Origin of the sequence: Nocardioides panzhihuensis (assembly GCF_013408335.1) — a bacterium.
Lineage (GTDB): Bacteria > Actinomycetota > Actinomycetes > Propionibacteriales > Nocardioidaceae > Nocardioides > Nocardioides panzhihuensis.
Window position 1 is genome coordinate 5,137,311 of sequence record NZ_JACBZR010000001.1, and the last position, 19,446, is coordinate 5,156,756.

19 protein-coding genes and 2 tRNA genes are annotated in these 19,446 nt (G+C 66.7%); 17 read left to right on the top strand and 4 right to left on the bottom strand.

The features are described 5' to 3' along the window. Window positions 1-125 precede the first annotated feature (125 nt). From gyrB to BJ988_RS24385, 5 genes are all read left to right on the top strand, one after another. Window positions 126-2,189 (top strand): DNA topoisomerase (ATP-hydrolyzing) subunit B, encoded by a 2,064-nt coding sequence (gene gyrB / locus BJ988_RS24365; RefSeq protein ID WP_179661680.1) that lies wholly within the window; start codon window positions 126-128, stop codon window positions 2,187-2,189. A gap of 49 nt (window positions 2,190-2,238) precedes the next feature. Next, a complete protein-coding gene (gyrA, locus tag BJ988_RS24370; RefSeq protein ID WP_179660438.1) occupies window positions 2,239-4,938 on the top strand; it encodes a DNA gyrase subunit A in 2,700 nt (899 codons plus the stop codon). Further along, window positions 4,938-5,513, top strand: a complete 576-nt coding sequence (locus BJ988_RS24375; RefSeq protein ID WP_179660439.1) for a DUF3566 domain-containing protein — start codon at window positions 4,938-4,940, stop codon at window positions 5,511-5,513. Before gyrA ends, BJ988_RS24375 begins: the two co-directional genes overlap by 1 nt. Window positions 5,514-5,667: 154 nt before the next feature. Beyond that, a tRNA-Ile gene (locus BJ988_RS24380) sits at window positions 5,668-5,741 on the top strand. Window positions 5,742-5,943: 202 nt separating this feature from the next. Then, window positions 5,944-6,114 (top strand): hypothetical protein, encoded by a 171-nt coding sequence (locus tag BJ988_RS24385; RefSeq protein WP_179660440.1) that lies wholly within the window; start codon window positions 5,944-5,946, stop codon window positions 6,112-6,114. Window positions 6,115-6,139: 25 nt separating this feature from the next. Here BJ988_RS24385 and BJ988_RS24390 read toward each other — a convergent pair whose 3' ends face one another. Continuing rightward, complete coding sequence (locus tag BJ988_RS24390; RefSeq protein ID WP_179660441.1) at window positions 6,140-7,069, bottom strand: MBL fold metallo-hydrolase; 930 nt, start codon at window positions 7,067-7,069, stop codon at window positions 6,140-6,142. 72 nt (window positions 7,070-7,141) lie between these two features. On the opposite strand from BJ988_RS24390, the gene BJ988_RS24395 reads away from it, so the two are divergent. The 5 genes from BJ988_RS24395 to BJ988_RS24410 all read left to right on the top strand — a co-directional run bounded on the left by BJ988_RS24395 (window position 7,142) and on the right by BJ988_RS24410 (window position 11,990). Next, complete coding sequence (locus BJ988_RS24395) at window positions 7,142-8,086, top strand: hypothetical protein (protein WP_179660442.1); 945 nt, start codon at window positions 7,142-7,144, stop codon at window positions 8,084-8,086. Between the two features lie 80 nt (window positions 8,087-8,166). After that, window positions 8,167-8,286: a DLW-39 family protein gene (locus BJ988_RS30210; protein ID WP_218861093.1), complete on the top strand. Its 120-nt coding sequence runs from the start codon at window positions 8,167-8,169 to the stop codon at window positions 8,284-8,286. A gap of 17 nt (window positions 8,287-8,303) precedes the next feature. Further along, window positions 8,304-8,376: transfer RNA gene (locus BJ988_RS24400), tRNA-Ala, on the top strand. Between the two features lie 272 nt (window positions 8,377-8,648). Beyond that, a complete protein-coding gene (locus BJ988_RS24405) occupies window positions 8,649-11,729 on the top strand; it encodes a glycosyl hydrolase family 28 protein (protein ID WP_179660443.1) in 3,081 nt (1,026 codons plus the stop codon). Beyond that, window positions 11,730-11,990 carry a hypothetical protein gene (locus BJ988_RS24410; protein ID WP_179660444.1) on the top strand — a complete coding sequence of 87 codons (261 nt, stop codon included), beginning with the start codon at window positions 11,730-11,732 and terminating at the stop codon, window positions 11,988-11,990. 47 nt (window positions 11,991-12,037) lie between these two features. Here BJ988_RS24410 and BJ988_RS24415 read toward each other — a convergent pair whose 3' ends face one another. Genes BJ988_RS24415 through BJ988_RS24425 form a run of 3 tightly spaced genes read right to left on the bottom strand, consistent with a single transcriptional unit; the run spans window position 12,038 to window position 13,434 of the window. Continuing rightward, entirely contained in the window at window positions 12,038-12,640 is a 603-nt protein-coding gene (locus tag BJ988_RS24415) for an SRPBCC domain-containing protein (protein WP_179660445.1), read from the bottom strand. A gap of 3 nt (window positions 12,641-12,643) precedes the next feature. Then, complete coding sequence (locus BJ988_RS24420; protein ID WP_179660446.1) at window positions 12,644-12,976, bottom strand: metalloregulator ArsR/SmtB family transcription factor; 333 nt, start codon at window positions 12,974-12,976, stop codon at window positions 12,644-12,646. A 59-nt stretch (window positions 12,977-13,035) separates the two neighbouring features. Next, entirely contained in the window at window positions 13,036-13,434 is a 399-nt protein-coding gene (locus tag BJ988_RS24425) for a DUF1304 family protein (protein WP_179660447.1), read from the bottom strand. Between the two features lie 170 nt (window positions 13,435-13,604). Here BJ988_RS24425 and BJ988_RS24430 point away from each other — a divergent pair, with 170 nt between their 5' ends. The 7 genes from BJ988_RS24430 to BJ988_RS24460 all read left to right on the top strand — a co-directional run bounded on the left by BJ988_RS24430 (window position 13,605) and on the right by BJ988_RS24460 (window position 19,333). Then, the gene (locus BJ988_RS24430) at window positions 13,605-14,024 is read left to right on the top strand and encodes a MarR family winged helix-turn-helix transcriptional regulator (protein WP_179660448.1); all 420 of its coding nucleotides are present in this window, start codon (window positions 13,605-13,607) and stop codon (window positions 14,022-14,024) included. Between the two features lie 502 nt (window positions 14,025-14,526). Beyond that, the gene (locus tag BJ988_RS24435) at window positions 14,527-15,531 is read left to right on the top strand and encodes a TauD/TfdA family dioxygenase (protein WP_179660449.1); all 1,005 of its coding nucleotides are present in this window, start codon (window positions 14,527-14,529) and stop codon (window positions 15,529-15,531) included. A 155-nt stretch (window positions 15,532-15,686) separates the two neighbouring features. Then, window positions 15,687-16,589, top strand: a complete 903-nt coding sequence (locus BJ988_RS24440) for a hypothetical protein (protein ID WP_179660450.1) — start codon at window positions 15,687-15,689, stop codon at window positions 16,587-16,589. An 89-nt stretch (window positions 16,590-16,678) separates the two neighbouring features. Next, on the top strand, window positions 16,679-17,473 hold the full coding sequence (locus BJ988_RS24445) for an SURF1 family protein (RefSeq protein ID WP_179660451.1): 795 nt from the start codon (window positions 16,679-16,681) through the stop codon (window positions 17,471-17,473). After that, the gene (locus BJ988_RS24450; RefSeq protein WP_218861095.1) at window positions 17,470-17,841 is read left to right on the top strand and encodes a DUF3817 domain-containing protein; all 372 of its coding nucleotides are present in this window, start codon (window positions 17,470-17,472) and stop codon (window positions 17,839-17,841) included. The genes BJ988_RS24445 and BJ988_RS24450 overlap by 4 nt, the downstream gene beginning before the upstream one ends. A gap of 70 nt (window positions 17,842-17,911) precedes the next feature. Beyond that, window positions 17,912-18,421 (top strand): peptidylprolyl isomerase, encoded by a 510-nt coding sequence (locus BJ988_RS24455; RefSeq protein ID WP_179660452.1) that lies wholly within the window; start codon window positions 17,912-17,914, stop codon window positions 18,419-18,421. Window positions 18,422-18,526: 105 nt separating this feature from the next. Beyond that, window positions 18,527-19,333 (top strand): rhomboid family intramembrane serine protease, encoded by an 807-nt coding sequence (locus BJ988_RS24460; protein WP_246321564.1) that lies wholly within the window; start codon window positions 18,527-18,529, stop codon window positions 19,331-19,333. The last annotated feature ends 113 nt before the right edge of the window (window positions 19,334-19,446 follow it).

The following is a 19,446-nucleotide window of genomic DNA, read 5'->3' on the forward strand; positions in this document are numbered from 1 at the left end:
GATCGTCCTAGGTTCACCACCCGGCGCAGGTCGGCCCGCTGCATGCCCGACCGACACCACGTCCGATTCCGGACCGAAATGACAGGTGGATCGCACCGGTGACCGCTGCCGACCAGACGACTCCCATGCCGGACGACAAGACCGCAGGCGGAGTCGCATACGACGCGTCTGCCATCCAGGTTCTCGAAGGGCTGGAAGCGGTCCGCAAACGACCGGGTATGTACATCGGCTCGACCGGGGCCCGCGGACTGCACCACCTGATCTGGGAGATCGTGGACAACGCGGTCGACGAGGCCCTCGCCGGCTACTGCGACACCATCAAGGTGACGCTGCGCGAGGACGGCTGGGTGAGCGTCTCCGACAACGGCCGAGGCATCCCGACCGACACCGCGGCCGGCCAGGACATCCCCGCCGCGACCCTGGCGCTGACCGTGCTGCACGCCGGTGGCAAGTTCGGCGGAGGCGGCTACAAGGTCTCCGGTGGTCTGCACGGCGTGGGCTCCTCCGTGGTGAACGCGCTCTCGACCAGCCTCCACATGGAGATCAAGAACCGGGGCCGGCTGTGGGAGCAGCAGTTCACCAGCGGCGTACCCGACTACGACCTTCGTGAGGTGCGTGAGCTCGAAGAGGGTGAGCGCACCGGCACCACGATCTCGTGGAACGCCTCGAGCGACATCTTCGAGTCGACCGAGTACAACCTCGAGACGATCTCGAGCCACTTCCGCGAGACCGCGTTCCTGAACAAGGGGCTGCGGATCGAGCTGCGCGACGAGCGGCCGCAGGCGTCCGCGATCGCCGAGGCGGTCGAGGACGGCACCGTCGAGCAGGACACCGACGGCGCCGACGAGCTGCACAGCTCCGGCAACGGCGAGCGGGTCCTGGAGCAGTCCTTCTACTACGAGCGCGGCTTGGCCGACTACGTCGACCACCTGAACAAGCGCAAGACCCCGGTCTCCAGCATCATCGCCTTCGAGACGGATACCGACGAGAAGGCGTCCAACCCGATGAGCGTCGAGATCGCCATGCAGTGGCAGGCGTCCTCGTACAACGAGTCGGTCCACACCTTCGCCAACACGGTCAACACCCCCGGCGGCGGCACCCACGAAGAGGGCTTCCGCGCCGCGCTCACCACCCTGATCAACCGCTGGGGCGAGGAGTGGGGCCAGATCAAGAAGAAGGAAGACCGGCTCACCGGTGACGACATCCGTGAGGGTCTCACCGCGATCATCTCGGTGAAGATCAGCGAGCCGCAGTTCGAGGGCCAGACCAAGGACAAGCTCGGCAACACCGAGGTCAAGGGCTTCGTGCAGGGAGCGGTCAACGACCAGCTCGGTGCCTGGCTGGAGGAGAACCCGGCCGAGGGCAAGGAGATCATCCGCAAGTCGATGGCTGCCGCCTCGGCCCGGATCGCCGCCCGCAAGGCCCGCGACCTCGCCCGCAACCGCAAGGGCATCGGCGGCGGCGGTGGTCTGCCCGGCAAGCTCGCCGACTGCCAGTCGACCAACCCCGAAGAGTGCGAGATCTTCGTCGTCGAGGGTGACTCCGCGGGCGGCTCGGCCAAGTCCGGCCGCGACCCGCGCATCCAGGCGATCCTCCCGATCCGAGGCAAGATCCTCAACGTCGAGAAGGCGCGGATCGACAAGGTGCTCGCCAACCAGGAGGTCCAGTCGATCATCTCCGCGCTGGGCACCGGCGTCCACGACGACTTCGACATCAACCGGCTGCGCTACCACAAGATCGTGATGATGGCCGACGCCGACGTCGACGGTCACCACATCAACACCCTGCTGCTGACGCTGCTGTTCCGGTTCATGAAGCCGCTGATCGAGCAGGGCTACGTCTACCTCGCCCAGCCGCCGCTCTACCGGCTGCGCTGGAACAAGCCGGCCGAGCACGAGTTCGTCTACTCCGACTCCGAGCGCGACGCGCTCATGCGCGACGGTCTCGAGCAGGGCAAGAAGCTGCCCAAGGAGAACGCGGTCCAGCGCTACAAGGGTCTGGGTGAGATGAACGCCGACGAGCTGTGGGAGACCACGATGGACCCGTCGCAGCGACTGCTGCTCCAGGTCACCCTCGAGGACGCCGCTCATGCCGACGAGATCTTCTCCATCCTCATGGGTGAGGACGTCGCCGAGCGACGCTCCTTCATTCAGCGCAACGCCAAGGACGTCCGATTCCTCGATATCTGAGTCTTACCGAGGCTTTAGATACCGATAGACCCACGCAGAAAGAGAAATCGTGACCCAGACTCCTCCGGAAGGCCCCGGGCAGACCAGTGCCGGCGGCCGGATCGAGACCGTTGAGCTGCAGTCCTCGATGCAGGCCAGCTACATCGACTACGCCATGGCCGTCATCGTCGGCCGGGCGCTGCCCGACGTACGCGACGGCCTGAAGCCCGTCCACCGCCGGGTGCTCTACGCGATGTACGACGGGGGCTACCGCCCCGACCGCGGGCACTCCAAGTGCGCCCGTGTCGTCGGTGAGGTGATGGGTAACTACCACCCCCACGGCGACTCGGCGATCTACGACACCCTGGTCCGGCTCGCGCAGCCGTGGGTGCTGCGCAACCCGCTGATCCACGGCCAGGGCAACTTCGGCTCGCCCGGCAACGACCCGGCCGCGGCCATGCGTTACACCGAGTGCCGGATGGCGCCGCTGGCGCTGGAGATGGTCCGCGACATCACCGAGGACACCGTCGACTTCGGTCCCAACTACGACGGCCGCTCCCAGGAGCCGGCCATCCTGCCGGCGCGGTTCCCCAACCTGCTGGTCAACGGCTCGGCCGGCATCGCGGTCGGGATGGCGACCAACATCCCGCCGCACAACCTGCGTGAGGTCGCCTCCGGCGCCAAGTGGTCGCTCGAGCACCCCGACGCCACGCGTGAGGAGCTCCAGGACGCGCTCCTCGAGCGCATCAAGGGCCCGGACTTCCCCAACGGCGCGCTGATCGCCGGCCGCGAGGGCATCGAGCAGGCCTACCGCACCGGCCGCGGCTCGATCACCCAGCGCGCGGTGATCGAGGTCGACGAGGACGCCAAGGGCCGCACCAACCTGGTGATCACCGAGCTCCCCTACATGGTGAACCCGGACAACCTCGCCCAGAAGATCGCCGACCTCGCCGACACCGGCAAGGTGCAGGGCATCGCGGACGTCAAGGACAACACCTCCTCCCGCACCGGGCAGCAGCTCGTGGTCGTGCTCAAGCGTGATGCGGTCGCTCGCGTCGTACTCAACAACCTGTTCAAGCACACCGAGCTGCAGACCAACTTCTCCGCCAACATGCTGGCGCTGGTCGACGGGGTGCCGCGCACCCTGACCCTCGACCAGTTCATCTCCCACTGGGTCGAGCACCAGATCGACGTCATCCGGAGGCGTACGGCATTCCGGCTGCGCAAGGCCGAGGAAGACGCCCACATCTGGCGCGGTCTGGTCAAGGCGCTCGACCAGCTCGACGCTGTCATCGCGCTGATCCGTTCCTCCCCCGAGGTCGACGACGCCCGCCAGGGCCTGATCCGGCTGCTCGAGATCGACGAGATCCAGGCCAACGCGATCCTCGACATGCAGCTGCGACGCCTGGCGGCGCTGGAGCGGCAGAAGATCGTCGACCGTCTCGCCGACCTCGAGGTCATCATCGCCGACCTCGAGGACATCCTCGCCAACGTCGCCCGCCAGCGTCGGATCGTCGGAGAGGAGCTCGACGAGATCGTCGCGAAGTACGGCGACGACCGCCGCACGCAGATCATCGCGGCCGACGGGGACCTCTCCATGGAGGACCTCATCCCCGACGAGGAGCTGGTGGTCTCGATCACCCGCGGCGGCTACGCCAAGCGCACCCTCGCGGGTGAGTACCGCACCCAGAAGCGCGGTGGAAAGGGCGTACGCGGCGCCACCCTGCGCGGCGACGACGTGGTCGAGCACTTCATCGCGACCACCAACCACCACTGGCTGCTCTTCTTCACCACTGCCGGCCGGGTCTACCGGATCAAGGCCTACAACCTGCCCGAGGCGGCGCGTGACGCCAAGGGTGGTCACGTCGCCGGACTGCTCTCGTTCCAGCCGGACGAGTCGATCGCTCAGGTGCTCGCGATCCGCGACTACGACCAGGCGCCCTATCTCGTGCTGGCGACCCGCTCCGGTCTGATCAAGAAGACCCGGCTCGCGGACTACAACTCGCCTCGTCAGGCGGGTGTCATCGCGATCAACTTCCGCGAGGACGACGACGAGCTGATCGGCGCCGAGCTGGTCAATTCCGAGGACGACATCCTGCTGGTCTCCCGCAAGGGCCAGGCGATCCGGTTCCGCGCCGACGACGGTCAGCTGCGGCCGATGGGTCGGGCGACCTCGGGTGTCACCGGCATGAAGTTCCGTGAGGGCGACTCGCTGCTGTCGATGTCGGTCATCCGGGCCGAGCACGTCGCCGCCGAGATCGCGGCCGGGCTCTCCGAGGCCAACGAGGACACCGCCGACGTCGCCGCTCCCGTCTCGGGCGCCGAGTCGCCGGACGAGGTCAAGGAGCAGTTCGTCTTCACCATGACCGACGGCGGCTTCGCCAAGCGTACGAAGATCTCCGACTACCGGCTGCAGTCCCGCGGCGGTCTGGGCATCAAGACGATGGCCCTGGCCAACGCCGACCGCGGCGGCCTGGTCGGAGCGTTCATCGTGGTCGACGGCGACGAGATCCTCTCGATCACCGCGACCGGTCAGGTCGTACGCAGCCCGATCAACGCCGACTTCCGGGCCACCGGTCGCTCCACGCAGGGCGTCAAGTTCGTCTCGCCCAAGAAGGGCGACTCGGTCGCTGTCGTAGCCCGCTCCATCGAGGCCACTGAGGTCGACGATGAAGCTGTCGCCGGGACAGAGGTTGCAGATGATGTCACAATCGGTGGAGACGGCGAGCACGGAGCGTCGTCCGAATCGACCACGGAAGATGAATCCTGATGACGGACCGCACCGCCGACAACACGACCGGGGGAGTCGCGATGACCGAGCGGAACGAGACCGCACAGCCGGTGACCCAGCGGCTCACGGGCACGGTCGCCAACGCGGCCAGTGAGTTCAAGCGCACGACCTCGGCAGCCGCCTCCGCGGTGGCCTCGACCGCCCGCACATCCGGCCCTGCCGGTGCGGAGCGGGCCGCGGCCGGCGGGTCGTCGCGCCGGGCCCGGCTGAGCTTGAGCCGGATCGACCCCTGGTCGGTCATGAAGATGGCCTTCCTGCTCTCGATCGCGCTCAGCGTCGTGGTGATCGTCGCAGTCTTCGTCATCTGGTCGGTGCTCGGTGCCGCCGGCGTGTGGGACGCGATCAACCAGGCGGTCAAGGACGTCGTCGGTGACTCCAGCGCCGGCTGGAACGTGCAGGACTATCTCGGCCTCTCCCGCATCATGGGCTTCACCATGGTCGTCTCGGTGGTCAACATCGTCTTGATGACGGCGGTGGCCACGCTGTCCGCGTTCCTCTACAACATGGCAGCCGCGCTGCTCGGCGGCGTCGAGGTCGAACTCACCGAGAACTGAGCCCGACCGCTACGAACACCGGAGGGCAGGAGCCTCGATGAGGTTCCTGCCCTCCGGCGTTTCACAGGGCGCTTCGTTTTGGTGGTCGCCCGCGCTGCCAGGTAATGTTTCATCTCGCCCGCTGGTAGGGGCTTCCACCCTCCAGTTGGCGCCTGCGCTTATAGCTCAGACGGTTAGAGCACCACACTGATAATGTGGGGGTCGGAGGTTCAAGTCCTCCTAAGCGCACAGCACGCCCTGGACTTCGGTTCGGGGCGTTTCTGCTTTTCGGGCCTGGTTCTATGCTCGCGGGGCCTCATAGTTTTAGTAGAACACCTGTTCGATACGATGAGGTGCGTCGGCCAACCCTCCCAAGAACGACGCCTGGCCGGAGCCCAGGCACTGGCTGCACGTCTGGGTGCATCGCCAGCGGCGGAACCATCCGCCACCCATGCCCGGCCTCGTGCTCAAGTGGGAGCTGCACAAGGGCAGGTGGCGCGCCTGGGTGATCTGGGTCGACACCACGTACGCAGCGCCGGAGATCCGGCACGCCTGGCTCCCCCTCAACGAGATCCGGCCGGCGAAGAGCAACATCAACGTGTGGAACGAGCGGCGTCGATGACGACAAGCGATGACCGGCCGCTGGTCTAGATCTGGCCGGACGCGTCGTGGTCGTGGGTGGGGACGACCCGCATCAGGTGACGAGCCAGGTGCAGGCGGTGCAGGGTGGCGAAGGCGGCGTCTCGGTCCTCGTCGACGAGGTCTCCGGGGAAGGCGGGCTTCTGTCTGATCAGGTCGACCTGGTCGTAGTGCCAGGCGGCGTCGCCGGCGATCAGGACCCAGCCCGACGGGGTGCGGGCGAGGACACCGATGCTGCCCGGCGTATGGCCGGCGAGCTCGACGAGCAGGACGGAGCTGTCGCCGAACAGGTCGTGGGATGCGGTGAAGGTCGCGACGGGCGGGCCGTCGAGGTCGTACGTCTCCACCGCCCGGCCGTCGGTCAGCGCCGGGCGCACTCCCCCGACAGGAGGCCGGCCGGGGCCGAGGATCCAGTCGCGCTCGATGGTGCGCAGGCGTACCGGCAGGCCGGGCAGGTCCAGGAGGCCGCAGACGTGGTCCCAGTGTGCATGGGTCGGGAGGGCGAAGTCGGGCTGGATCTGTGCCGACCGGAGCGAGTCGACGGTGGGAACGGTGTCGATCGGAGGCGCCACGAGCCGGCGAAGCAGGCCCGGGAGCTCGGTCAGGACCCGGCCGGGCGCGTCGCGGCAGTAGGACGGGTCGACGACGAACGTCGCCTCGGGGTGGATGACGATGAAGCAGGTCATCGCGTTGCGTACGCTCCGGAGCAGGCCCGCGCCTTCGATGAGGCCGCCGGCCGGGAGGCTGCGCGGCACCTGAGGCATCGTGCGCACCGTCACCGTGCAGTCGCCTCGGGGCAGGCCGGCGTCGGTGATCGAGGCGAGAAGGCGTTCGTCCGGTCGCCGAGGACGCAGCATGCCGCGCCCGAACCCGCTCACAGCACCGATCAGCTCTCGGGACGTCGGCGTGGCCGGAGAAGCAGTGGGATCGCTCGTCACACCAGGAACGTACCGACCATCGGACGGTACGCCATCCGCCCACGGTAGGAGTCGCATGCGAACATCACCGACATGACGAAGATCGACCTTCCGTTCGACCTCGACTCCATCTCTGGACGTACCCGCCGATGGGTCCGGGGCGGGATGAAGCGCACTGACAGGTGGGTCCAGCGGCTGGGTGGCCGCGTCGGCCCACTCATCCCCAACACGCTGGCCACCGGGGGGGTCGGTGACTGGACCCCGCAAGGACTGGGCCACGACCCCGAGACCGATCTGCTGGCCCAGAGCTACTACTCCCACGACAACGGTTCGGCGCTGGTGCTGGTCGACCTGAAGAGCGGCCAGACCGCCGCCGAGGTCCTGCTTGTCGGCTACGACGGGAAGGCCGGGCCCGGGCACGCCGGCGGTGTCGCGATCGACGGTGACGACGTGTGGGTCTCCAAGGGCGCCGGCGGTGCCGGTCGGCTCTACCGCTACTCGCTCTCCGCGATCCGCGGATCGGCGAAGGGCGCCGAGGTGGAGCCGATCGAGCTGCCGGCGAAGGTCGCGGCCGGCTCCTACTGCCGCATCCGCGAAGACCTTCTCTATGTCGGAGGCTTCGGCAAGCAGACGCTCTTCGCCTACGCCAGAGCCGAGGACGGCGAGTGGAACTTCTCCGAGCCGGTGCTCTCGACGACCACCCCGCCGCAGGTCCAGGGCGTCGTCGTACGCAGCGACGAGTACGTCTTCTCCTCCTCGTTCGGCCGTCACCGGCCGAGCACCATCTTCATCTGCGAGCGGAAGCCGGACGGCACGGTCGGCGCGGTGCAGCGCACCTACAAGTTCCCCAACATGGCCGAGGCGATCGTCGAGGTCTCCGGCGAGCTCGTCACGACCTATGAGTCCGGCGCCTCCCCCTACAGCCGGCCCGCGGCGTACGGGTTCGGGATCTTCGTCGGCCGGATGTGGGCGAGCACCCACATGACCTGCACTCCCATCGCCGCCCTCGGCCTGGCTCCCGACTCCAACGGCGGCTGATTTCGTACGCCTCATGGCTGGCCGGTACGCTTTCCTGGTCTAACGGGCAGCGATGCTCACCACGACTTGCAGGAGAAGACATGAAGAAGATCGTCCTCGTACTGCTGGCCGCGGCTGGCATCGTTCTCGCCAAGAAGAAGCTCGACCAGTCGAACATCGAGAAGAGTCACTGGGCCGACGCGACCGACAAGGTGAACTGACCGGCGGACACCCGTTCGGGGCGTTGGCGCAATTGGTAGCGCACCTGCTTTGCAAGCAGGGGGTTAGGGGTTCGAGTCCCCTACGCTCCACCCACTCTGACCAGGCAAAACGCGAAAGTCTTCGCCGGTGTTCTTGAGGTCCGTAGTCGCAGGCCACGCCCCGGCTGCTGAACGAAGATCCATCGACTGTGTGACCCGCGCGAAGCACAGAATGCTCACATTTAGGACGTCGACGCCCTCGTTGAGGATGTCGGCGGCGACCAGGATCGGCACCTCGCCGACGTGAGGTGGACGGCGGTGGGTATCGCACCAGTCCCGATCGGCATTGGACCAGATGAGCTGCGGCGCCGAACAATCACCGCATGAGTCCGACTGTGTCTGTCGTCACAAATCGTCCCCCGAGGCTCTTGATCGGGCTGCTCTCCTTCCTCCTCGTCGGCGTCGGCGCCAACCAAGCGGTCGCAGCAGAGCCAGCCGAGCCGGGCACTGCGGAGATCAGCATCCGTGCGGCGCAGCCGTCGCCGAACGTCGAGGAGTTGGACCACGCCGGTCGGTCGATCACGGTCGTGTCCGGAACCACGGTCGGGCAGCTCGTCGATCAGGTCGAGTCTGCTGACGAGGAGGCTTCATACACGTTCGAGGTCGTCGACTGGAGGGGCGAGGAGAAGATCGCGTGGCGGGATCGGCCGGTCCAGGACGATCTGACGACCAAGCGTCTGGACATGATGACGACCAGCGACCGGCTCGTGGTCACCGACGGCTCCGGCGCGACTGCGGACTACGAGGTCGCCGTTCCCGGCGACGCCCCGTACTGGAATGACGAGACCTACGCCCGGATCCAGGAGTCGGTCGCGGCAAATGTCCCCGATCCGTCGTCGTACGCGACCTTCGACATCACTTCACCGGCGTATGCCGGTCTGGTGCGTCAGGTGGAGGTGGGCGGCGAGGCCGTCGACGACTACACCCGGGTCTTCCGCCAGGCGATCGCCGACAGTACGGCCGCAGGAGGAGGCACGGTATTAGTTCCAGCACGGGCCGAGAAGTACCGAACCGGTGCCATCCAGTTCGAGAACAACGTCGATCTCCACGTCGAGGACGGCGCCACCATCGACTTCCTCGACATCGTCACCGGTGAGTACTACCCACGCTCGCTGGTCAGCTTCGAGGGCATCGACTACTACGGCTTCTCCTCCCCGCTCTACGCCTACGACAAGAAGAACATCAGCATCACCGGTGCCGGGAAGATCGAGTTCAGCAAAACCAGCCAGTGGTCGGGTGACGTCAACAACACGATCCGGAACTGGAACTACGCGAACACCCCGATCGAGCGCCGGGACGCTTTCAGCCTGAACCAGAAGATCCCGGCCAGTCTGCTCCAGTTCAATCACTCCAAGAACATCCTCATCGAGGGCGTGACGTTCGGGAACTCGCCGTTCTGGTCGCTGAATCCGAATCAGTGCGAGAACCTGCTGGTGCGCGACATCACGACCACCAGCATCAGCAGCAACAGCGACGGATTCAATCCGGAGTCGTGCCGCAACGTCATCGTCGAGAACAACCTGTTCGCCAATCAGGACGACAACATCTCGCTGAAGTCCGGTAGGACCAACAACGGGCCGCTGCGACAACGTCCTGCTGAGAACATGATCATCCGGGGCAACATCTTCTGGCAGGGCTCGGGGATCAGCGTGGGCAGCGAGTCCGCAGGCGGCGTCCACGACATCTACGTCGAGAACAACTTCTACAACAGCCTGCACGAAACCGACGAGTCCGACCCGATGGCGCGACTCGGCCGCAACATCTTCCGAATCAAGACAGCCAACAGCCTCGACGGCACCTTCGAGAACATCTACTTCCGCAACATCGCTGTCGGCGGCATGCGCGAGAACTTCTTCCACATCGAACGTGTCGCAGACCAAGCCATGTGGAGTCAGACCGGTCAGATCGGACGCTACGGAACCAAGAAGAACGTTCCGCACATTCGAAACCTGGCGATGTCCAACATCTTCTCGGTCGCCAACCGAGCGACCGGCGAAGTCGACAGCACCTTTTCGGGATTCATCGAGGCCGAGATCTCCGACCTCCGTCCGATCGACGGGCTGTATTTCAAGGACATCGACATCACATCGTCGCGCATCGACGGCGCCCAGAACCTGGCGATCAACAACGTCACGAACCTGGAGATGGACGACGTCCGCATCAACGACAGCAGGTACGACACCGACCGGTCGGTCCGCATCGAGGACGTCGCTGTGAACGGGGTCGCGGCGAAGGATGGTTCGACAACGTCGGTCACCTCCGACGGCGACAACGGCACCCTCGAGGTGACCGGACGCGTCGTCACCGACATCCCCGACTTCGAGAACGTGGGGTCGGTGCGGGCGTCCTTCGACGTGGACGAGAACTTCGCGCCGGCCGAGCTCACCAGGGTCGGCGACGAGGTGCGCTTCACGGCCACGCTTACCGATGTCGGCGCCGGGCCGCACGATCTCGCGGTCGTCGCCAAGAACAACACCATCCCGCACTACGTCGTGGACGACGAGATCGACAACCGGAAGGGTGCGGACCTGGTGGTGCACGACGTCGAGACGTTCGACCTCGATGTCGACGGTTCCCTGCGCGGAATGGATGTGCGATTCGAATATGCGCCCGCGCTGACGCCGTACAGCCATGTCCCCGTGGTCATGGCGGGGGAGAGCGCCCGGGTCGTCGCGGCGGTCACGGATGCGAAGACCGGCGAGCCCGTCGGCGACGTGACGATCGGCGTCAAGGATCAGAACGCCTTCGGTGTCGAGACCGACGGCAATGTCATCACGATGACGGGCCTGACCGACGATGAGATCGTCCGCGGCAACATCACCGTCAGTGTCGACAAACCGGGCTTCGTCTCCAAGCCGCATCAGTTCCTCCGGGTGCTGAGCCTCCCGGATCGGGCCAGGCTGGACACGATCATGCCGGCGTACGGCTCTCGTACGACGTACGAGGCGACCGGCGGCGGAGACTTGGCGGCGACCGCGGACGGCGTCCTGTTCGACAGCGGCACTGACGTGGACGCCGGGCAGCGGGTGGAGCTCGCGGCAACGCCCGACCCCGGCTTCCTGCTGGACGGGTGGAAACTCAACGGCGTTCCGATCGACCAAACCGGCGACAGCTACTCCTTCACCAGCCTCTCCGAGGCGGACGTACGAGTGGAGTTCGTCGTGACGTTCGCCAGCCTGGCCGCCGCGGTGGATGACTACGTCGCGGGCGGGCAGCTCGAGGCCTCTCAGGCCGAGAGGTTGCACGCACAGCTGTCCGCCGCCGAGCGGTTCGATCGACGCGGCCAGCCGGCTCAGGCCAGGCAGGCAATGGATCGGTTCGCCGCGGCCGCCGACGATGTGAGCGACGACGACACGCGTGCCGCCCTGCTCGCGGCCGTCGAAGCGCTGAAGGACCGGCTGTAGATGCACGCTGTCTCCGGCAGCGTCGACCTCGGCTCACACCCTGTCCGATCCGTCGCGGTGCTGACCGACGGCGCCGCGACGCTCGTCGAGAGGCACGGCCGAACCTGGGAGCACCTCTTCGACATCCTCGACCTCGGGCCGGATGAGCTCGTGCGGCGTACGCGGGTTGCTGATGAGGGCGCCACGGTCGAGCTCAGGGGGAAGCGGCTCGATGACGCGACCGCCGTGCTGTGTCGTTTCGTCGACACAGACATCCCCTGACGGTGGGCGAACGAAAATTCGTTCGCCCACCGGTCGCGCGCCGTCGCTCAGGTCGTGATCAGGGTGGCGTACTTCGGTCGCAGCTCGTCGGTCCGGTCCTTGACCCGCTGGACAAGGAGGGCCGACGCCTCCTCGGACATGGGCGTCGGGCCGTCGTCGAGGAGGTCGGCGAGCTCGTCCAGGCAGACATGCCAGCCGACCGCGGTGTCGGTGTTGTGGATAGGACCGCCGAGCCAGGTCGTGAAGGTGAGGCGCGTGCCGTCCTCCGCGGGCTCGAGCTCGAACCGGAGCAGGTCGGTCAGCTCGGCGCGACCGTCCATCCCCCAGGTGAACTCGAAGGTCCGGGGTGGGTCCCACACCCGCAGCTCGCCTCCCGAGACATAGCTGCCGGGGTCGACGCCCAACTCCTCGATCGCCTCGGCGGTGCCCGCCAGCTCCAGGCCCTCGGGCCAGAACGGCAGGCTCAGCCGCGCTCCGGCAGCGCGCTCGCCGACGATGTCGGTCGGGAACCAGTGGCGCAGTCCGTCCGACTCGGTCAGGGCCCGCCACACCTTCTCCGGGGAATGGCGAAGCAGCCGTACGTAGCGAAGCCCGGTCCGCTCTCCGTCGCGGAGCACGTCGCCCAGGGGGCCGGTGGTCGTCTCGGTCATCTCTCAGTTCTCCTCGTGGTCAGGGTCGTCGAGCTGGTCCAGGTGACGCTCGAGCGCATCCAGGCGGTCGGCCCACCTGCGGCGGTACGGCGCCAGCCACTCCTCCAGCTCCCGGAGCCGCTCGGCGCGCAGCCGGTAGTGGCGGCGCGGGCCGTCGATGCGTACGTGCACCAGATCCGCCTCACCCAGTGTCCGTAGATGCTTGGACACGTTCGGCTGGGCGAGCCCGAGGGTCTCCACGAGCTCACCCACCGCCATCTCGCGCTGACAGAGAAGGTCGAGGATCTGCCGGCGGGTCGGGTCGGCGATCGCGCTGAAGATGTCGCGGGTAGGCACCCTTCAAACATGCCCCAAGCGGAATATGCCTGTCAAGGCATGAGTTCCTGGATTCGCTCTCAGACTGAGATCGCGATCAGCGCGACCGCGGGCAGAACTGCGGAGCCCACGGTGCCCTTGACGCTGCCGCCGCGTGGCAGCCAGTAGCCGAGCGCGTCGGCCAACCCCATGATCAACGAGGCGAGCAACATGTAGATGCAGGTGGTGGCAACGACGGTGACTCCGATGGACTCGTCGCCGAAGCTCACCATCCAGAGGCCGACGAGCGTGCCGACGCCGACGAGAACGTTGCGGGCGCCGATGCAGAACGACCACAGGTGAACGTTGCGGATGCCGTGCGGTTCGATCCCGAGGAACCGCTGGACCTCGGGACGGTGGATGAAGAAGGCTTCAAAAGGGAAGACGGCGATGAAGATCAGGGCGGAGATGCCGGCACTGAGTTGCGCGACTGCGTTCATGATGACCTGCTCGGGACGGGCCTCGGCGAGCGAGGCTGTTGAGATCGTGGATGCAACACGCGTCCGGCAGGGCCCCGTGAGCAGACGGCTGTCTGGACACCGGAGAGCGGTATGATAGTCAGTCTTACTGACTATATTGATGTGGGTGCCGCCCGCTGTCAAGGAGCTCGATGGACGTCGCAACGCTCATGCTCATCGCCTACCGGGCTATGGACGAGCGGGTCATCGCCGCGATGCGGGAGGCCGGCTATGACGTGACCGTCGCCCAGGCCAGGCTCGCCCAGCGGATCGCTGAAGGCGGCTCTCGTCTGGTTGATCTGGCTGAGCAGGCGCAGGTCACCAAGCAGACCGCGAGCATGCTGGTCGCCGCACTGGAGCAGAAAGGCCTCGTCGAGCGGGTCCCGGATCCCACCGACGGCCGGGCGCGGTTGATCAGGTTCACCGACGAGGGGCAGGCCGCGGCCGACCATGCCCGCGAGCTGGTGATGGGCGTCGAGCAGGAGTGGAACGAGCATCTCGGCCCCCGCTTGGCGTCAAGCCTGCGGGAAGCGCTCACCTCGTTGCGCGAGCTCGTCGACCCGTACCGGTGACCTCAAGTCGATGGTGACCAGCAGCAGAAAGAGCCCCAGAGCGTAAAGGGCGATCGCGATGATGCCGCCGACGACCACGACGAGGGTGGCGAGCTTGCGCTCGTCAGCACCTGGTCGGCGGTGGAGCCGCCGAATCCGGCCGTCGACATCGTTGGTCTTCCCGGAGGATTCGTGGCTGTCATTGTGCTCAGAACAGGGCGAGATCGGGAGGCGTACGGGCGCCGAAAACCCGCGTCCTTCGGGCAATTTGCCGGTAACCGGCAGACGGCAATGTGGATACATTTCCTAAACAGGTTCAGGCCGTTTGCGCAAGGGGCCTAATACCTATCGTCTCGATATTTGGACCTATCACTCGTTTGAATTCCGTACGGCGGAACAAAGTGGTCCTTGAAAGCACCGAAGTCCTTTGGCGGGCGCCAGAAAACGCTCTGACGAAACCCTCCACCGCAAAGTCCGAAAGGTCAATGTCGTGGGCGCAAAGTCCGTAGTCACCCGGGTCGAGATGACCCCCCTAGAGTCCCAGACCGCAGCGAAGCTGTCGGAGTCCTTGCTCGACCGGTTCCAGAACCCGGTCGCTTCGGAGTTCCTCGAGACCGCGCCGTTCCTCGGCGGTGAGCTTCCCGACAGCGTCGCCCAGGCGCTCCGCGCATTCCGCTACGGCGACGCGACCGACGCTCTCGTGATCAGCGGTCTCCCGGTGACCGCCGGCCCGACCCCGCCGCACTGGAACCATCCCGAGGCCCAAGCGCCGCACATGGCCGACTTCTGGCTCGCGCTGATCATGGCGCAGCTCGGCGACGCTGTCTCCTGGTCCTCGCTGCAGGGCGGCCAGCTGGTCAACAACATCCTGCCGATCCAAAAGCAGGAGAGCCTGCAGACCGGGCACAGCAGCGATGTGGTGCTCGACCTTCACATCGAGGACGCGTTCAGCAGCCTTCGGTGCGACCACCTCGGACTGATCTCGCTCCGCAACGAGGACATGGTCCCGACCACCGCGGTCGGCATCAGCTCGATCGACGTGACCGGCCCTGAGTACGCTCCGCTGTTCGAGCCGCGCTACCTGATCCGTCCCGACGACGAACACCTGCGCAACCTCCGCGAGGCCGGCGTCAGCGCGGGTGAGCTGCTCGCCGCACCGACCGCGGTTCTCTCCGGCTCCCCGCAGGCGCCCGACGTCCGGCTCGACCCGCCCTACATGTCGGCCATTCCGGGCGATGTCGAGGCTGACCGGGCGCTCCAGTTGCTCATCATGGAGCTCTCCGCGAACGTCGAGGACGTCGCGCTGGCTCCGGGCGAGATCCTCATCGTCGACAACCACCGTGCGCTGCACGGCCGCAAACCGTTCACGGCTCGCTACGACGGCACCGACCGTTGGCTCCGCCGCCTCACGACCGTCAAGGACCTGCGCCGCAGCCGGGTCGCTCGGTCGGAGGCCTCGTCGCGGATCATCGACCCGGTGCTCGAGCCTCTCCCTGAATCCCTTGAGCTCACAGGCGCTGGTCGCTGACGCTCGGGACAAGGAGGCCGCAGGCATTCTGCCTGCGGCCTCCATCTATTTCGTGACGCCTCGGACGACGTGGCTGACGCCTCGGCGGACGTGGACACCCATCCGTCGGGCGGATGTGCCGTCGCGCGTGACAGGGATCGGGAATACTCGCTGAGGTGAACTTGAGGCGATGGGGCATCTCCGTGCTGGCTGTTGGCCTGGCGCTGGCGCTGGTCGGCTGCGGGGAGGACGATGAGCCGAAGAAGCCGGAAGCGGCTCCGGCGGAGGCCGACTACCCCGTGTACGCCGCGACCATGGATCCCGTCGAGGCCGCCATGACACTCGTGCCGGACGGCGCGAAGACGCTGGCGGTGACCGACTACGACGAGGTGAAGTCCCTCTTCGGGTTCGACGCCGTCACCAGCAGGTCGAGTCCCGCGGATCAGAACGAGCTGTGGAGGCGGGCCGACAAAGAGGCCGCGCAGGTCAGCGGCGGTCTGCTGCGCGAGGTCGACCAGCGGCTGCGTGAGAAGTTCAAGTGGGGCGCGGCCGATGTGACCTGGGAGGCGACATTCGCCGGCGGCGGCAAGGAGGGCTTCGTCATCAAGGTCGCCGACCGGGTGGAGCCCGGGCAGGCGATCAAGGCCGGTGTCGGCCCCTTGAAGGGCGCCGAGTTCGACCCGAAGACCCACCTGATCACCAAGAACACCGCGACGCCGGATGCTGCGAACTGGGCTGCTCAGGAGGCGATGGTCGCCGTCGCCGGAGGACCGGCCACGTCGACGTACGTGGTCAAGGGCTGCGCCGAAGGCGGGCCGAAGGAGAAGACCCGGCTCGCGCCGGTCGAGGCGTACTCGGTCGAGTTCGGCGGCGGACTGGCCACCTTGCGCCTCGGCGAGGACCGTGACGACCTGTTCGTCCGGCTCGAGCTCGGCGATCAGGGCGCGGCGTACAACAAGGTCTTCACCAACGGCGTCGCCGACCCGTCTTCGGGGCGGATCGGGTTCCGGGTGACGAACCCGGTGACGGCCGCCACCCTGGTCACGAGCAAACCCGTCCCATTCGCGGTCTGCGACTGAGGCCCCGTACTCTGGGAGCTGCTATGGCCGCCCAGTCCAGTCCCCCGCGAAGCGTATTCTCCCCCAGGCTTTGGGGTGCGCACGCGCTGATGGTGATCTTCGTGACCGGCGCGGTGCTGCTCGGGGTGTGGCAGTACGAGTCCAGCCAGCAGGACAAGCAGGACGAGGTCGCGGAGCTGGTGCACGCGAAACCGAAGGTGTTCGGCGACGTGATCGGGCCCAACGACGCCTTCCCTTGGGAGCAGATCGGCCGCCCGGTGACCGTCTCCGGCATCTGGATGCCGGATGAGACCATCTTCGTCGACGGGATGGAGCGAGGCTCTCAGGTTGGCTTCTGGGCCGTCACGCCGGTGCTGGTCGAAGAGACCGAGTCGGTCGTCTACGTCGTGCGCGGCTGGACGCCGGAGGTCGGCACCGCCCCGCCCGCGCCACGCGGACACGTCACCGTCACCGGCTGGCTGCAGCCCAGCGACTGGACCGACGTGGCCGACGACCGCAAGTCCGACAACGTCTTCCCGCAGCTCGACATCTCCGACCTGATCTCGCGCACCAGCTACGACCTCTACAGCGCCTATGTGGTGCGCTCGCCGGTCGAGGGCAACTGGCCGGCCAGCTCGATGCCGGTCAACGAGGGCGCCACGGACGTCGCCGACGTGCCGGCACCGCAGCTGCCCGAGCCGGACGCCACCACCGGTCTGCGCAACCTCCTCTACGCGATCGAGTGGTGGCTCTTCGGAGTCTTCGCGATCTACGTGTGGTGGCGCTATGTGCGTGACACCCTGCGCCGCCGGCCCGACGACGACGACGCCGACTACGACGACGCGGAAGCGATGCCGACCCCTGAGAACGCGCCTCAGGAAAGCCACGTACCCTCCAAGGCGTGAGTCTTTCCGGCAATCTGACCGCCTATCGGATCATGGCCACCATCGTGGGTGTGCTGCTCGTCGTGCTGTGCCTCATCGGCCTGCCGCTCCACTACGGGTACTGGGTCAGCGACGCAGCCTGGCTGGCCAAGGGCAGCGGCGCCGGCTGGCAGCTGGGCGCAGACATCTCGGAGTACCTGGGTGTCGCTCACGGCTGGCTCTACATGATCTTCCTGCTGACCGCTTTTCTGCTGTCACGCAAGGCAGCCTGGCCGATGCCGTTCACCATCGTCACGGCTGTGTGCGGAACCATTCCGCTGCTGAGCTTCTGGGCTGAGCACCGCGCCACGAAACTGACGAGGGTTGCCATCGAGGCCTCAGCCGCCTGATCTCCACCCGCCGTGTGGGAGGATCGGGACGTTACATCCCGTACCAATCCCAATGTCGGAAGGGCAGGTCATGGCTGACCAGAAGGCCATCCTCCACACCAACCACGGTGACATCACGATCACCTTGTTCCCCAACCACGCTCCGGAGACGGTCGCCAACTTCGTCGGCCTCGCCACGGGGACCAAGGAGTACAAGGACGACGCGGACCGCTCGGGCGTCCCCTACTACGACGGTCTCGGCTTCCACCGTGTCATCCCCGGGTTCATGATCCAGGGCGGTTGCCCTCTTGGCACCGGGACGGGCGGCCCGGGCTACACGTTCAAGGACGAGCCGCACCCCGAGCTCACCTTCGACAAGCCCTACCTGCTCGCGATGGCGAACGCCGGCCCCGGCACCAACGGCTCGCAGTTCTTCATCACCACCGGCCAGGCGCCGTGGCTGAACTTCAAGCACACCATCTTCGGTGAGGTCGCCGACGAGGCGTCGAAGAAGGCCGTCGACTCGATCTCCGGCACCAAGACCGGCGCGATGGACCGCCCGGTCGAGCCGGTCGTCATCGAGACGGTCGAGATCGTCTAGTTGTCCGACTCGACCCCGGTCGGGGTGCCGGTCTGCTACCGCCACCCCGACCGTGAGACGCATATCCGCTGTCAGCGCTGTAGCCGGCCCATCTGCCCTGACTGCATGACGCCCGCCTCGGTGGGCTTCCATTGCCCCGAGTGCGTGCGTGAGGGTCAGAAGTCCGTACGCCAGCCCAAGCGCCTCACCGGCGCGCGGGTCGGGTTCCGGGCGCTCCCGGTGACCTTCTCGCTCATCGGTGTCAACGTCCTGGTGTGGCTGAGCATCTTCCTCACCGGTGGTTCCGCTTCGAGGATCGCCGACTTCCTCGCGATCCGGCTGCAGGGTTACTGCCTCACGCCGGAAGGCGGGTTCGCGGTCCCCCGTGAGGTCTGCCGGTCGAGTGGCTACCAATGGATGCCAGGAGTCGATGACGGCGCGGTCTGGCAGCTGCTGACCTCGATGTTCACCCACGTCTCGCTGATCCACCTGGCCGTGAACATGTTCTCTCTCTACCTGCTCGGCTCGTTCCTCGAGCCGATCGTGGGCCGGCTGCGATTCCTGGTCTTCTACGTGATCTCCGGTCTGGCGGGCTCCGCCTTGATCGTGTGGGCATCGACACCGGCCGGTTCGACCGTCGGCGCCTCCGGCGCGATCTTCGGTCTGCTGGGTGTCCTCGTGGTGCTCTTCGTGAGGGCTGGGCAGTCGCTCGCCCCGCTGCTGCCGGTGCTCCTGATCAACGCGGGCATCACCTTCTTCGGCAACGGCATCTCCTGGCAGGGGCACGTCGGCGGCTTCATCGGCGGTCTCGTCGTCGCGGGCGTCTTCACCTCGCTCCGCGCCGATCGAAAGGCGCCGTTGCAGTGGGCTGCTCTGGCTGGCTTCACGTTGGTGCTGCTTGCCCTGGTCGGCGCACGGATGGTGTCGTTCTGACGCGTTGAGGGCGGGTGTTTTCGGAGCGTTTTCACAGCGTGGACAAATCCACAGCTGTGGAGGAGCCTGTGGAGAACTACACCGGTGTAACGCAAAGCGGCGCAACCCAAAGG